At 69.9% G+C, this 12,937-nt stretch carries 15 protein-coding genes; 6 read left to right on the top strand and 9 right to left on the bottom strand.

Translation table 11 applies throughout. From position 1 onward, the window contains the following. On the top strand, positions 1 to 374 hold a 374-nt coding region (locus J0695_RS33000), incomplete at its 5' end, for a RidA family protein (RefSeq protein WP_206968412.1). A gap of 116 nt (positions 375 to 490) precedes the next feature. After that, complete coding sequence (locus tag J0695_RS33005; protein WP_206968414.1) at positions 491 to 835, top strand: hypothetical protein; 345 nt, start codon at positions 491 to 493, stop codon at positions 833 to 835. Positions 836 to 924: 89 nt separating this feature from the next. Here J0695_RS33005 and J0695_RS33010 read toward each other — a convergent pair whose 3' ends face one another. From J0695_RS33010 to J0695_RS33020, 3 genes are all read right to left on the bottom strand, one after another. Beyond that, complete coding sequence (locus J0695_RS33010) at positions 925 to 1,341, bottom strand: DoxX family protein (RefSeq protein WP_206968417.1); 417 nt, start codon at positions 1,339 to 1,341, stop codon at positions 925 to 927. A gap of 66 nt (positions 1,342 to 1,407) precedes the next feature. Beyond that, a complete protein-coding gene (locus J0695_RS33015) occupies positions 1,408 to 2,109 on the bottom strand; it encodes a class I SAM-dependent methyltransferase (protein WP_206968419.1) in 702 nt (233 codons plus the stop codon). Between the two features lie 39 nt (positions 2,110 to 2,148). Then, positions 2,149 to 3,045 (bottom strand): acyltransferase domain-containing protein, encoded by an 897-nt coding sequence (locus tag J0695_RS33020; protein ID WP_206968421.1) that lies wholly within the window; start codon positions 3,043 to 3,045, stop codon positions 2,149 to 2,151. A gap of 72 nt (positions 3,046 to 3,117) precedes the next feature. Between J0695_RS33020 and J0695_RS33025 the strand changes: the two genes are divergently transcribed. Continuing rightward, positions 3,118 to 3,387, top strand: coding sequence for a DUF6343 family protein (locus tag J0695_RS33025; protein ID WP_206968423.1), 270 nt, complete (start codon positions 3,118 to 3,120; stop codon positions 3,385 to 3,387). A 46-nt stretch (positions 3,388 to 3,433) separates the two neighbouring features. Here J0695_RS33025 and J0695_RS33030 read toward each other — a convergent pair whose 3' ends face one another. The 5 genes from J0695_RS33030 to J0695_RS33050 form a co-directional block, all read right to left on the bottom strand. Next, positions 3,434 to 3,802 (bottom strand): tetratricopeptide repeat protein, encoded by a 369-nt coding sequence (locus J0695_RS33030; protein ID WP_206968426.1) that lies wholly within the window; start codon positions 3,800 to 3,802, stop codon positions 3,434 to 3,436. 59 nt (positions 3,803 to 3,861) lie between these two features. Next, positions 3,862 to 4,230 carry a DUF3592 domain-containing protein gene (locus tag J0695_RS33035; protein WP_307798841.1) on the bottom strand — a complete coding sequence of 123 codons (369 nt, stop codon included), beginning with the start codon at positions 4,228 to 4,230 and terminating at the stop codon, positions 3,862 to 3,864. Positions 4,231 to 4,282: 52 nt separating this feature from the next. Beyond that, positions 4,283 to 4,882: a dephospho-CoA kinase gene (gene coaE / locus J0695_RS33040; protein ID WP_206968427.1), complete on the bottom strand. Its 600-nt coding sequence runs from the start codon at positions 4,880 to 4,882 to the stop codon at positions 4,283 to 4,285. A gap of 9 nt (positions 4,883 to 4,891) precedes the next feature. Continuing rightward, on the bottom strand, positions 4,892 to 5,830 hold the full coding sequence (locus J0695_RS33045) for a PAC2 family protein (RefSeq protein ID WP_206968429.1): 939 nt from the start codon (positions 5,828 to 5,830) through the stop codon (positions 4,892 to 4,894). 94 nt (positions 5,831 to 5,924) lie between these two features. Continuing rightward, positions 5,925 to 7,451 (bottom strand): flavin monoamine oxidase family protein, encoded by a 1,527-nt coding sequence (locus tag J0695_RS33050; RefSeq protein WP_206968439.1) that lies wholly within the window; start codon positions 7,449 to 7,451, stop codon positions 5,925 to 5,927. 338 nt (positions 7,452 to 7,789) lie between these two features. Between J0695_RS33050 and J0695_RS33055 the strand changes: the two genes are divergently transcribed. Beyond that, entirely contained in the window at positions 7,790 to 8,749 is a 960-nt protein-coding gene (locus J0695_RS33055) for a right-handed parallel beta-helix repeat-containing protein (RefSeq protein ID WP_206968431.1), read from the top strand. A 118-nt stretch (positions 8,750 to 8,867) separates the two neighbouring features. On the opposite strand, the gene rpsA is transcribed toward J0695_RS33055, so the two are convergent. Further along, the gene (gene rpsA, locus J0695_RS33060; RefSeq protein ID WP_206968433.1) at positions 8,868 to 10,385 is read right to left on the bottom strand and encodes a 30S ribosomal protein S1; all 1,518 of its coding nucleotides are present in this window, start codon (positions 10,383 to 10,385) and stop codon (positions 8,868 to 8,870) included. Positions 10,386 to 10,739: 354 nt separating this feature from the next. On the opposite strand from rpsA, the gene J0695_RS33065 reads away from it, so the two are divergent. Next, complete coding sequence (locus J0695_RS33065; RefSeq protein WP_206968435.1) at positions 10,740 to 11,543, top strand: class I SAM-dependent methyltransferase; 804 nt, start codon at positions 10,740 to 10,742, stop codon at positions 11,541 to 11,543. Between the two features lie 51 nt (positions 11,544 to 11,594). Beyond that, on the top strand, positions 11,595 to 12,937 hold a 1,343-nt coding region (locus tag J0695_RS33070), incomplete at its 3' end, for a helicase-related protein (RefSeq protein WP_307798842.1).

Here is a 12,937-nt window from a genome sequence, read left to right on the forward strand (position 1 = left end):
CCCTTTTCCCGCCCCCCATGTACGCCCACGCCGCCGTCGTCGAGGCCGGGCAGCGGCTCGCCTTCATGGCCGGATCCGTACCGCTCGACGCCAAGGGCGATCTCGTCGGCGAGGGCGACCCGGTCCGTCAGACGGAACAGGTCATCGCCAACCTCGACGAGGCGTTGCGGGCCGTCGGCAGCGACCTCTCGCAGACCGTGGCCACGACGGTGTACGTCGTGGGCGACGAGCCCGGGGTGCTCTCGGAGGTCTGGGAGGTCGTACGGGCCTCGGGCCTCAGCGACGGGCCCCACACATCGACCCTGCTCGGGGTGTCCTGCCTGGGCTACACCGGACAGCTGGTGGAGATCACCGCGACCGCCGTCGTGCCGTAAGTCGTGCCGTGAGGGGCGCCCGGTTCCCCCGGGCGGCGGAGCCCCGGATGCCGTACGGCCCCGGTCGCGGCAGGGTTGCAGGCACCAGTGACTCTCCGTACAGACGAGGACCGCTCATGTCCGATCTCCGGCACCGGCGTCTCGGCATCATCGCCGGGGCAGTACTCCTGCCCCTGACCGTCGCGGGCTGCTCCGGCATGGGCCGCAGCGCAGTCGGCACCATCTCGTACACGACGGAGAAGGGCAGAATCATCAGTGAGACCAGCCCGTCCGTCCGGGGCTGCCATGTCCTCCTGGGCGAGGGCGGCGCCACGACGATCCTCAACAACACCCTGGTCGACCTGGTGATGTACCCCAATGCGGACTGCACGGGCAAGCCGTCGGCCTACTCGGCCACCACGCTGACCAACCGGGTCTCGCCGTCCCTCAAGAACTGGCACAGCTTCACCATCGTGCACTGACCGGCCGCGCACATGCCGAAGGCCCGCTCCTGCCACTGCAGGATGCGGGCCGTTCGGGCAGTGCCCCGGGTCGGGGGGCGAGCTGAGCGTTACGCCCGCCTGCGGACCAGTGTCGCCAGGTCCTTCGCACGGTCGCGGCGGGCCCGGGCGATCAGGACCAGGGGCACGATCAGGACCAGCGGCATGAAGGCGTTCTGCGGGTCGAGGAGCGTCAGCTGGACCGTCGACGCGCCGATCATGAGCCCGATGTACGCCACTGCGGCAGCACTGGCCAGCGCGGGGATGAAGAGCAGCGCGACGGCGCCGGAGAACTCCAGGGCGCCGATGACGTACATCGACCAGTGTCCCCAGCCCATGCGGTCGAAGGACTCGACGGCGTCGGACTGGGCGATCAGCTTGGCGAAGCCGCTGAAGCCGTAGAGCAGGGCGAGCAGGATCTGGGCGGTGCGCAGGGCGATGGCGCCGCGGGTGCGGGTGCTGGTCTGGGTGATCGTGGCCTCGGACATGGTCGTCTCCTCCGTGAAGCGTTCCGTATCGCTTTCAGAGGGGTAGACGGGACCGGCGCCCGAAACTCATCGGCGTGGCAGCACGCGCACCCAAGTTCCGTCGTCCGTCAGGTACTTGTCGACATACAGGCCCGCCTCGTCCAGGTGGTGCTCGAACTCCTCCTTCGTCAGCGCACGCGACTGGAACGTCTGGGTCCAGGTCGCGTCGGGGTAGATGTACTCGCAGAACAGCGTGTCCACGCCGTCCCCGGCCGGTGCCGCCGACCGGATCCGAATGGTCCCGCCCGCGCCGTCGTCCCGCTCGCGCGGGAGCCGGGTGTGCCAGTCGAGGCCTTCGCGCTGGATGAGGACACAGCCGTCGTCCGTGACATGGCGACGGCAGGTGCGCAGCATCGCGTCCCTGACCTGCGGGTCCGAGAAGTGCACCAGATACGACGCCAGCATCACGACGTCGAAGGTCTCATCAAGGGCGAGCTTCTCTATGGAGCTGCGGACCGTGCGCACGCCGGATATCTGCTCGACCGCCTCCAGCATCTGCGGGGACTCGTCGACCGCGGTCACGGCGAAGCCGCGCGCGGTCAGTGGGCGCGTCACCCGCCCCGCCCCGCTGCCCAGCTCGAGGATGCGCGCCCCGGCGGGGACGGCGGCCGCGATGATGTCCGGTTCCTCGCCGACGGGCAGCCGGCGGTAGAGGTCGACCGAGCAGCCGTCGGGCGTCCGTGCCCCCGGGCCCGTCCCTCCGTAACCCTCACGCGTCGTTTCACTCATGTCCCTCACAACGAACGGCCGTTGACACGCGTTCCCTCCCTACAGTGCGAACCAGCCGTGTCCGATGTGCCAGTGGCCGCCGGCGAGCAGATGGCCCGCGACGGCCCGCTCCACGGAGGTCCGCTGCGGCAGCGCCGCCGGATCCAGTCCGGGGTTGCCGAAGACGAAGGAGACAGGTTCGCGGTCGCTCGGCTCCTCGGCCTTGTAGCCGATGCGGAACAGGTCCTGGAAGCGCAGGATGTTGGAGTCGGCGGGCAGATACGACCGCAGTTGCGGATCGAGCAGCCAGGAGTGGCAGACGGCCACCGCGCAGGGCTCATCGGGAAAGTGCCGGGCGAAGAACTCCCTGGCCAGGGCGGTCGATTCGGCGCAGGCGCGGGGCGTCAACGGGCCCAGAAAATCCGGCACATGGATGCTGAGGCAGGGGTCGCCCGCCGCGATCGGCAGCCCGGCGGCGCGCATCGCCCGCGCCATCCGGTCGCCGAGCACGGCGCGCTGGTAGTGCAGCCGCCCGAGCTGGTAGATCTCGCCCCGGAAGTGCAGCCGCAGCCAGCCGGGCACGCTCAGCCCGCCCGTCCCGTACCGCCTGCGGTGCACGGCGACATGGCGTCCGAGGTCGGCGAGGGTCTGCCGGGCTATCCGCTCCGGTATCCCGCGCTCCTGGTGGTACGCCCTGGTGTACGGCAGCGCCGCGACGCACACGAAGACCGGGAACCAGCGCCGCAGCGCCCCCAACCCGTCGGGCACGGGCGGCAGTTCGGAGTACAGCTCCACTGTCCCCATCTCCCGCACGAGCGCCTGCACGGACCGCTCCAGCAGATCCGCGAGCTCCGGCTCGTCCGCGAACCTTCGGCCGAGGGCGACCAGTTCGTTGATGTCCTCGTGCGGCACGGCCAGATCCAGCAGCACCGCGGGCAGGTCCTCCATGGGCAGCATGCGCGTCACCCTAACCAGTCGCCGAGTGGCACGGCCCCCCACCGGGTACAACCTCAGTGAGAGGCGATGGCCATGCGTACTGGGAGTGAGCCGGCGACCGCACGCAGTCCCCTGCGGATGCGGTTCTGGCTGAGCATCTGGGGTCTGGTCTGGGCGATCGGCGGCACGGCGGCCTTCTCGGCCACGGACCGCCCGGGCTGGGCGGCTGCCTGCGGCGCCCTGACTGCGGTGATCGCGGTGGACCTGACCATGATCGTCCACCATATCCACCAGGGCCCGCACTACCAGCCGGGCCCCGACATCCCTCCGTACGAACCGGACCGGGGCAACCGCCGCCGGTAGCGGACCGTCAGCCCTCGCTACCGGTCCTCGCCGTCGGTCCTCGCCGTCAGTCCTCGCTGTCGAAGCGGGCCGCCTGGAGGTACTCCGGCTTCGGGTCCAGTGCCGCCGCGAGCCGGAAGTGCCGGCGGGCCTGTTCCGGACGGCCCGCACGTTCGAAGGTACGGGCCAGGGCGAAGTGGACGAAGGCGTTGTCCGGTTCGCGCTCCAGGACCAGCTGGAACTCCAGCTCGGCGGGGCGCAGTTGGGCTGCGGCGAAGAATGCGCGGGCGCGCAGCAGACGGGCCGCCGTGTTCTCCGGGTGGACCGCGATGACCTCGTCCAGCAGCTTCACGGCACCGCGCGGGTCCCGCGCGGCGAGCAGCTGCTCGGCGGCGCGATAGTCGATGACATGGGTCTCAGGGGTGCGGTTGGACACGGTGCTATTCCTTCCCGTTACTCACCTGCGCAACGCATGGAACGGGTCTCGTATTCCGGTCAGAGCCCGGCCACGATCAGTGCCAGGCCGAGCGTCAGTACCGCCGCGCCCGCCGCCACGAACCACCGGTCCGAGCCCGCACTCTCGCGGCCCAGGAGGACCACGTCCCGTGGGTCGTCCGGGTCGTACGACAGCTCGATCAGGGTCCCCGCTTCCAGCGGGACGGGCGAAGTGATCTCCATGACCCGGCCGTCGGCCGTCTCGTACTGGAGCAGTGGCCGGTCGGCGCCCGGCGGCACCGGTTTGACCAGCGCCCAGGCCCGCAGACCCGCGTCGCGGATGCGCCGGGCCTGCCGCAGCCCGTACGCGCCCGCGAGCAGGGCGACCAGGCCGCCGATGGCGGTGAAGCCCGCGAGGACGATCAGCACGGTCGCGATCGTAGTGCGGGTCGCCCGCCGACGGGGGGCCTTTGGCGGGGGGTTAACGCGCCGCGCGCTCGGTCAGTTCCGCCCATACCTTGCGGACCTGCGGTTCGAGGGCCTCCAGCGGGCCGTCGTTGTCGATCAGGAGGTCCGCGATCTCGCGGCGCTGTTCGCGGGTGGCCTGGGCGGCCATGCGGGCGCGCGCCTCGGACTCGGCCATGCCGCGCAGCCGTACCAGACGGTCCAGTTGGGTCTCGGGGGTCGCGTCCACCACCACGACCAGGTCGTAGAACGGGGCCAGTGTGTTCTCCGTGAGCAGCGGTACGTCGTGGACGACCACGGAATCCGCCGCCGCGGCCCGCTCCAGCTCCGCCGAGCGGGCGCCGACCAGGGGGTGCACGATCGCGTTCAGGATCCCCAGCTTCGCCTGGTCGGCGAAGACGATCGAGCCCAGTCCGGGGCGGTCGAGGGACCCGTCCGCGGCGAGGACTCCGTCACCGAACGCCTCGACGACGGCCGCGAGCCCGGGAGTCCCGGGCTCGACGACCTCGCGCGCGATTTTGTCCGCATCGATCAGCACCGCCCCGTACGAGACGAACAGCCGCGACACTTCGCTCTTGCCGGCACCGATTCCGCCGGTCAGACCCACTTTCAGCATGGGCGAAGCCTAGACGTCGCCCTCCCGCTCCGCGAGGAAGCGTTCGAATTCGAGGCCGATCTCGTCCGCCGAGGGCAGGTCCACCGGTTCGGCGACCAGGTTGCCCCGGGTCTCCGCGCCGGCCATCGCGTCGTACTGGTGCTCAAGGCCCTGGACGAGGGTGACGAGCTCCTCGTCGCCCTCGCCGATCTGGCGCTCGATCTCGTCCTGGGTGCGCTGGGCTTCCGTACGCAGGGAGTGCGCGACGCCCGGCAGGACCAGGCCCGTCGCCGACGTCACCGCCTCCAGCGCGGTCAGCGCCGCGTCCGGGTAGGACGAGCGGGCCACGTAGTGCGGGACGTGCGCGGCGACGCCCAGGACGTCATGACCGCCCTCCACCAGCCGGTACTCCACCAGCGACTCCGCGCTTCCGGGCACCTGTGCCTCGTCGAAGGGAGAGCGGTGGCCCGGCATCAGGTCCGTGCGGTTGCCGTGCGGGGTGATGCCGACCGGGCGGGTGTGCGGGACGCCCATCGGGATGCCGTGGAAGTTCACGGAGAGGCGTACACCGAGGCGCTCGACGATCTGGCGTACGGCGACGGCGAAGCGCTCCCACTCCACGTCGGGCTCGGGGCCCGACATCAGCAGGAAGGGCGCGCCCGTGGCGTCCTGCACCAGGCGGACGTCCAGCGTCGGTGCTTCGTACGCGGTCCAGCGGTCGCGGCGGAAGGTCAGCAGGGGGCGGCGCGCGCGGTAGTCCACGAGCCTGTCGTGGTCGAACCGGGCCACCACCTGGTGAGGGAGGGTTTCCAGCAGGTTCTCGACGATCTGTTCGCCGGTCTCGCCCGCGTCGATGTACCCGTCGAAGTGATAGAGCATGACAAGGCCAGCCGACTCCTGCGCCAGCGCCACGTCAACGACGGCGAGGCCCTTCGGCTCCCATTCGTACAAATCCTGCGGATCAAGCACGATTACCGCTCCTCCTCATGTTCATTGGGAAGAACGTGCCGAGGGACGCGGGCATTCCCCTCCCGCGTCCCTTCTCAGCAACCTTTCACCTGCGTTACGCGAGCACCCGTGCGTGCAGCGCGGTCACCGCCTTGCGCGCGGAGGTGAACGCGCCGTGCTGCCAGGCGTCGGTGTAGCTCAGCCAGTCGCCCGCGAAGTAGACCCGGCCTGTGCCCTCGTTGAGCGGCTTGTAGACCGGGGCGTCCGGGCCGCCCACGGTGTCGTGCCAGGCGGCCTCCAGATGCGGGGTCTGGCGCCAGTGGTGGGAGAAGGAGGAGGCCAGCTCGGTGCGGTACTTGGGGCCGTAGATCTTCACGCCGGCGGCCACCGCCCGCTTCTCGCGGTCGGCCGGGGAGAGCTTGGCGTAGCTGTCCGCATCGGTGTCGTAGTTGTAGTAGCCGATCATGACGCCCCGCTCGCCGTGGAATCCGTAACTCGGGTGCCAGATGTGGGTGACGTCCAGGTCGGTCTCGGTGATGCCGCCGTAGATCCGGTGGTCGAGCTCCCACCAGCGGGACGCGTACTCGAGGCCGATCTTGCCCGCGGACTGCGGCTTGATCGCTTCCAGGGCGGTCTGGACGCCCGCGCCCAGGTTGTGCGGGATCTTGGCGAGGATGTTCGGCGGGAGCGCGCCGATGCAGTAGTCGGCCTCGATCTGCCGGGTCCTGCCGCCTTGTGTGTACGTCACCGAGACGCCCTGCGCCTTGTCGGTGATCCGGGTGACGGCCGCGCCGGTACGGATCTTATGGGCGCCGATCGCCCTGGTCAGGGCCTTGGGTATCTGGTCCATGCCGCCGACCGGCTGGAACATCAGCATCGCCTGGTCATAGCCGAACTCGAAGGAGAAGTAGCGGCCCACACCGGTCGAGAGGATCTCCGACGCGCTGGGTACGTTCCCGAGCTCGACGCCCGGGGTGCCCGCGGCGGCCGGGACCGTGGTGAAGCCGCGGCGCTCGCCGCCCGTGTAGTCGAGCTTGTCGCCGAGTGCGCCGAAGTCCTTGAGGAACTCCACCAGCCGCTCCTGGTCGGCGGCGTTGAGCTGCCTGTCGAGGGCACCCTTGTCGGTGGCCTTGGCGAGGAGCTCGGAGACGTAGCCGTACATGTCGGCCTTGGCGGTGCGGTAGCGCATCGGCCCCTTCATGCCGGCGGACTCGTTGTAGAGGTAGGCGTCCGCGTTGGTGTTGGTGAACACCTCGAGCGGGACGCCGAGTTCACGGCAGTAGTCGAGGGTGACCATCCACTGCGGGAGGCGGGCCGGGCCCGCGTTCATGTACTGGCCCTCGCTGAAGCGGGCCGTCTGGTGGTTGCCGTAGAGGTCGGTGGTGGAGTCGCCGCCGCGCACGGTGAAGTTACGGCCTCCCGTGCGGTCCCTGGCCTCCAGGACCGTACAGTCGTAGCCCGCCTTGCCCAGTTCGTACGCCGCCGCGAGCCCGGCGATGCCGCCGCCGACGATGACGACCTTCGCGGCGCCCTTGCCGCCGCTCAGATGGAAGTCGCTCGCCCTGGGGGCGTGGAAGACGGGCTCGCGGTTCGCGGCCTGGGCGGTGGGGGCGAGGCCGAGAGCCCCCATCGTCGCGAACATCGCCCCCGCGCCGCCGGTGAGGCCGACGTTGCGCAGAAATCCGCGGCGGCTCGTGCCGGAGGTGCCGGAGGTGATCGCATCCTGTGCCATGTCAGGATCCCCTTCTGATCTTGGATGGTTGCTGCGGGGATCCTGGCAACTGCCTGTTACGGGCCGTCAGTTACTCGTGTATCCCACACGTTGCTCCTCCCTCACCGCCCCGCCGGTGCATCTCGGTCCGGACCATTGACATGCCCACCGGCCGTCCCTACGGTCACGGGTCAGCACGAAGTGTTCAGAAACGCGCCCCACGTTCATGTATGCGACTACTTCTCGAACTTCGACGCGGAGGTCCCCCCATGCGCACCCGCCCGCTGCTCCTCCCTCTGCTGGCCACAGCCCTGGCCACCGGCGGACTCGCTCTCGCCGCCCAGACCGCGAACGCGGCCACGGTCATCAATGTGTCCACGGCGGCCCAGCTGAAGTCGGCGCTCACCGGTGCACTGCCCGGCGACACGATCCAGCTCGCCGACGGTACGTACACCGGGAACTTCAAGACGACCGCGGCGGCCACCTCGTCCGCCCGGATCACCCTGACCGGCTCCCCCAAGGCCGTGCTCACGTCGAGCGGCGGCTACGGGCTCTACCTCAACGGCGCCTCGTACTGGACGGTGAAGGGCATCACCGTCACCGGCGGCCAGAAGGGCATCATGATGGACGCCGCGACGGGCGTCACCGTCGACTCGGTCACCGTGCACGACCTGGACATGGAGGGCGTGCACTTCCGTAAGTCCAGCAAGAACGGCGTCATCAGGAACTCGAAGATCTACAACACCGGGCACGACGGACGCGGCATGGGCGAGGGCGTGTACGTCGGCACGGCCGGCGACCTCACCGACAAGAGCGACCAGGTGCAGATACTCGACAACACGATCGGCCCGGGCGTCGGCGGGGAGAACGTCGACATCAAGGAGGGCACGACGGGCGCCAGGATCGCCGGCAACACCTTCGACGGCAGCGGCCTCACCGGCGCCAACTTCGACGACTCCTGGGTCGACGTGAAGGGCAACGGCGTCCTCGTCGAGAACAACACCGGCACCCGCACCACCAACGACGGCTACGAGACCCACACCCAGCAGACCGGCTGGGGCTGCGGCACCGTCTTCCGCGGCAACAAGTCCGACCTGGCGGGGGCGACGGGCGACAAACAGCTGGCCGTCAACGCGACCAACTACAGCGCGAGTTGTACGACGACGGTGTACGCGAGCAACACGGTCACCGGCGGCAAGGGGCTGACCAACATCACCGTCACCCCCTGAACCACCGCCGCCCGAACCATCTCTCTTGAACCATCACCCCTGAACGCAAGTGAGGCCCGCTCCCCCGAAGGGAAGCGGGCCTCACTCTCAGCTAGTTACCAGCTGACGGTTCAGAGCTTCAGCTCTGGCCGCCCGCCAGCTTCTCGCGCAGGGCAGCCAGTGCCTCGTCCGACGCCAGGGCGCCGGAGTTGTCGTCCGACTCCGAGGAGTACGAACCACCGGAGATCGCAGCACCCGCACTGCTGGCGCTGGCACCGGCGGCAGGGGCGGCAGCACCCTCGGCCTCGGCGGCGGCGTCGGCCTCGCGGGACTTGATGACCTGGGCCTGGTGCTGCTCGAAGCGCGTCTGCGCCTCGGCGTACTGGGTCTCCCAGACCTCACGCTGCGACTCGAAGCCCTCGAGCCAGTCGTTGGTCTCGGGGTCGAAGCCCTCGGGGTAGATGTAGTTCCCCTGGTCGTCGTACGACGCGGCCATGCCGTACAGCGTCGGGTCGAACTCGACCGTCGACGGCTCGGCACCGAAGGCCTCGTTGGCCTGCTTCAGCGAGAGGCTGATGCGGCGGCGCTCGAGGTCGATGTCGATGACCTTGACGAAGATCTCGTCGTTGACCTGGACGACCTGCTCCGGGATCTCCACGTGGCGCTCGGCCAGCTCGGAGATGTGGACCAGACCCTCGATGCCCTCGTCGACGCGCACGAACGCACCGAAGGGAACGAGCTTGGTGACCTTACCGGGAACAACCTGCCCGATCTGGTGCGTCCGGGCGAACTGCTGCCACGGGTCTTCCTGCGTCGCCTTGAGCGACAGGGAGACGCGCTCGCGGTCCATGTCCACGTCGAGAACCTCGACGGTGACTTCCTGGCCGACCTCGACAACCTCGGAGGGGTGGTCGATGTGCTTCCAGGACAGCTCGGAGACGTGCACGAGACCGTCGACGCCACCCAGGTCCACGAAGGCACCGAAGTTGACGATCGAGGAGACGACGCCGGAGCGGACCTGACCCTTCTGCAGGGTCGTGAGGAACGTCTGGCGAACCTCGGACTGGGTCTGCTCGAGCCAGGCACGGCGGGACAGGACCACGTTGTTGCGGTTCTTGTCCAGCTCGATGATCTTGGCCTCGAGCTCCTTGCCCACGTAGGGCTGGAGGTCGCGGACGCGGCGCATCTCGACGAGAGAGGCCGGCAGGAAGCCACGGAGGCCGATGTCGAGGATGAGACCACCCTTGACAACCTCGATGACGGTACCGGTGACGATGCCGTCTTCTTCCTTGATCTTCTCGATGGTGCCCCAGGCACGCTCGTACTGAGCGCGCTTCTTCGAGAGGATCAGGCGGCCTTCCTTGTCCTCCTTCTGGAGAACCAGGGCCTCGATCTCGTCGCCGACCTTGACGACCTCGTTCGGGTCGACGTCGTGCTTGATCGAGAGCTCGCGGCTCGGGATCACGCCTTCGGTCTTGTAACCGATGTCGAGGAGGACCTCGTCACGGTCGACCTTCACGATGACGCCTTCAACGATGTCGCCATCGTTGAAGTACTTGATCGTCTCGTCGATCGCCGCGAGGAACGCTTCCGCGTCGCCGATGTCGTTGACCGCAACCTGCGGAATGGTGGCGGTGGTCTCGGTGCTGCTCGTCATGTGGGTAAAGGCTCCGGTGCGGACATTGAAGTCGTAGGTACTGCTACGCCGGCAAGCCCGTGTCACCACCGCGGACGCCGGACAGCCCGGGAAACGCCATTCCGGAAACCTTCCGGAGGCGTCTCGAGAACCGAGGAGACGTTCAGCAGAAGCGAGCGCAGCCTGCTAGGTCTGAGGAGCGCAGGCTCGCAGCGCAACTTGTAGCATACGGGGGCAGCCGGACACGGTCAATGCGCGAAGGCGCACACCCAGGGCGGATCGCCCCATACCCGGCACAACTGGCGTTCCACGAGGCCACATCGGCCTCGACAGGGCACTTCCGCCGACGAACCAGCGACCTTGCAGACGGGCACGATGAGCGAAGAATACGAGCCGGAAGCGACACGGCGCGACGCCGGATACACAGAGAGCAGCCGGGCCAGCCGGGGCTGGTGGGACAGGAATGCCGACGACTATCAAGTCGATCATGGCTCCTTCCTGGGCGACGACCGTTTTGTCTGGGGTCCCGAGGGTCTGGACGAGGTGGAGGCCGAGCTGCTCGGCCCGGCGGAGGACCTCAAGGGCCTCGACATCCTGGAGATCGGCGCCGGCGCCGCACAGTGCTCTCGCTGGCTGGCAGGACAGGGGGCCCGCCCGGTCGCCCTCGACCTCTCGCACCGCCAGCTGCAGCACGGGCTGCGGATCGGCGGGGGCATCCCGCTGGTGCAGGCCGACGCGGGGGTGCTGCCCTTCCGGGACGGCTCCTTCGACCTCGCCTGCTCCGCGTACGGCGCGATCCCCTTCGTCGCGGACCCGGTCAAGGTGTTCCGCGAGGTCAGGCGGGTACTGCGGCCCGGCGGGCGCTGGGTCTTCTCCACCACGCACCCGATCCGCTGGGCGTTCCCCGACGAGCCCGGCCCCGAGGGGCTCACCGTGTCCGCCTCGTACTTCGACCGCACCCCTTATGTGGAGCAGGACGAAGAGGGGAACGCGACCTACGTGGAGCACCACAGGACGCTCGGCGACCGGGTGCGGGACGTGGTCGCGAGCGGATTCCGGCTGGTCGACCTGGTCGAGCCGCAGTGGCCCGCCTGGAACACCTCGGAGTGGGGCGGCTGGTCGCCGCTGCGCGGAAATCTGATCCCCGGATCGACGATCTTCGTGTGCGAACGGGACTAGTACGGGACCGGTACGGGACTGGGCCCGGCCCCGGGGCATGACACTGGGGGCGTGATTCGCAGCGACGCCCTGGCCTCACTTCCCGTACGCACCGCACTGCCCGCCCTGGAGCGGGCCCTGGACGAGCGGGGCGTCGCGGTGCTCTGCGCGCCGCCCGGCACCGGCAAGACGACGCTGGTGCCGCTGGTGCTCGCCGAGCGCGGCGCCCGCGTGATCGTCGCCGAGCCGCGGCGGATCGCGGCCCGCGCCGCCGCCCGGCGGATGGCGTGGCTGCTCGGCGAGAAGGCCGGCGAGTCCGTCGGCTTCACCGTGCGCGGCGAGCGGGTGGTGGGGCCGGGGACGGTCGTGGAGGTCGTCACCACCGGGGTGCTGCTCCAACGCCTGCAGCGCGACCCGGAGTTGGCGGGCATCGATGTGGTGATGCTGGACGAGTGCCACGAGCGGCATCTCGACGCGGACACCGTCGCGGCCTTCCTGCTGGATGTACGGGCTGCCCTGCGGCCCGAGCTGCAGTTGATCGCGGCGTCCGCGACGACGGACGCGGAGGGCTGGGCGCGGCTGCTCGGCGACGCCCCGGTAGTCGAGGCGCAGGGCGTCGCACATCCGGTGGAGGTCGTGTGGGCGCCGCCCGCGCGGCCGGTGCGGCCGCCGCACGGGATGCGGGTGGACCCGGCGCTGCTGACGCATGTGGCCTCGGTGGTGCGGCGCGCGCTGGCCGAGCGGGAGGGGGATGTGCTGTGTTTCCTGCCGGGTGTGGGCGAGATCGCCCGGGTGGCAGGGCAGTTGGGGGGCATCGGGGCCGACGTACTGCAGGTGCACGGGCGGGCTCCGGCCGCCGTGCAGGACGCGGTCCTGGCCGGGTCGTCGGGTACCCGGCGGGTGGTGCTGGCGACCTCGGTGGCGGAGTCCTCGCTGACGGTGCCCGGGGTGCGGGTGGTAGTGGACGCGGGTCTCGCGCGCGAGCCGCGTACGGACCATGCGCGGGGGCTGAGCGCGCTCACGACCGTACGGGCCTCACAGGCGGCCGCACGGCAGCGGGCGGGCCGGGCCGGGCGCGAGGCGCCGGGCGCGGTGTACCGCTGCTGGACGGAGGCGGAGTACGGACGCCTCGCACGCTTCCCCTCGCCGGAGATCAAGGTCGCCGACCTGGCCGCCTTCGCACTGCAGGCGGCCTGCTGGGGCGACCCCTCGGCCGGGGATCTCGCACTGCTCGACGCGCCGCCCGCGGGGGCCATGGGGGCGGCCAGGGAGGTGCTGACGGCGATCGGCGCGGTCGACGAATCGGGCCGGGCCACGGACCGGGGCGTACGGATGGCCCGTCTTGGGCTGCATCCCCGCCTCGCGCGGGCGCTGCTCGACGGCTCGCGGGAGGTCGGCGCGCGCCGACCTCCCGC

Source organism: Streptomyces beijiangensis, from assembly GCF_017315755.1.
Lineage (GTDB): Bacteria > Actinomycetota > Actinomycetes > Streptomycetales > Streptomycetaceae > Streptomyces > Streptomyces beijiangensis.

What these genes read in the sequence shown, in the direction of transcription:
- J0695_RS33025 (WP_206968423.1), top strand. Translation starts at nt 3,118, where the DNA reads ATGCGTACTGGGAGTGAGCCGGCGACCGCACGCAGTCCCCTGCGGATG.
- J0695_RS33055 (WP_206968431.1), top strand. Translation starts at nt 7,790, where the DNA reads ATGCGCACCCGCCCGCTGCTCCTCCCTCTGCTGGCCACAGCCCTGGCC.
- J0695_RS33050 (WP_206968439.1), bottom strand. Translation starts at nt 7,451, where the DNA reads ATGTTCGCGACGATGGGGGCTCTCGGCCTCGCCCCCACCGCCCAGGCC.
- J0695_RS33065 (WP_206968435.1), top strand. Translation starts at nt 10,740, where the DNA reads ATGAGCGAAGAATACGAGCCGGAAGCGACACGGCGCGACGCCGGATAC.
- J0695_RS33020 (WP_206968421.1), bottom strand. Translation starts at nt 3,045, where the DNA reads ATGCTGCCCATGGAGGACCTGCCCGCGGTGCTGCTGGATCTGGCCGTG.
- coaE (WP_206968427.1), bottom strand. Translation starts at nt 4,882, where the DNA reads ATGCTGAAAGTGGGTCTGACCGGCGGAATCGGTGCCGGCAAGAGCGAA.
- rpsA (WP_206968433.1), bottom strand. Translation starts at nt 10,385, where the DNA reads ATGACGAGCAGCACCGAGACCACCGCCACCATTCCGCAGGTTGCGGTC.
- J0695_RS33015 (WP_206968419.1), bottom strand. Translation starts at nt 2,109, where the DNA reads ATGAGTGAAACGACGCGTGAGGGTTACGGAGGGACGGGCCCGGGGGCA.
- J0695_RS33010 (WP_206968417.1), bottom strand. Translation starts at nt 1,341, where the DNA reads ATGTCCGAGGCCACGATCACCCAGACCAGCACCCGCACCCGCGGCGCC.
- J0695_RS33005 (WP_206968414.1), top strand. Translation starts at nt 491, where the DNA reads ATGTCCGATCTCCGGCACCGGCGTCTCGGCATCATCGCCGGGGCAGTA.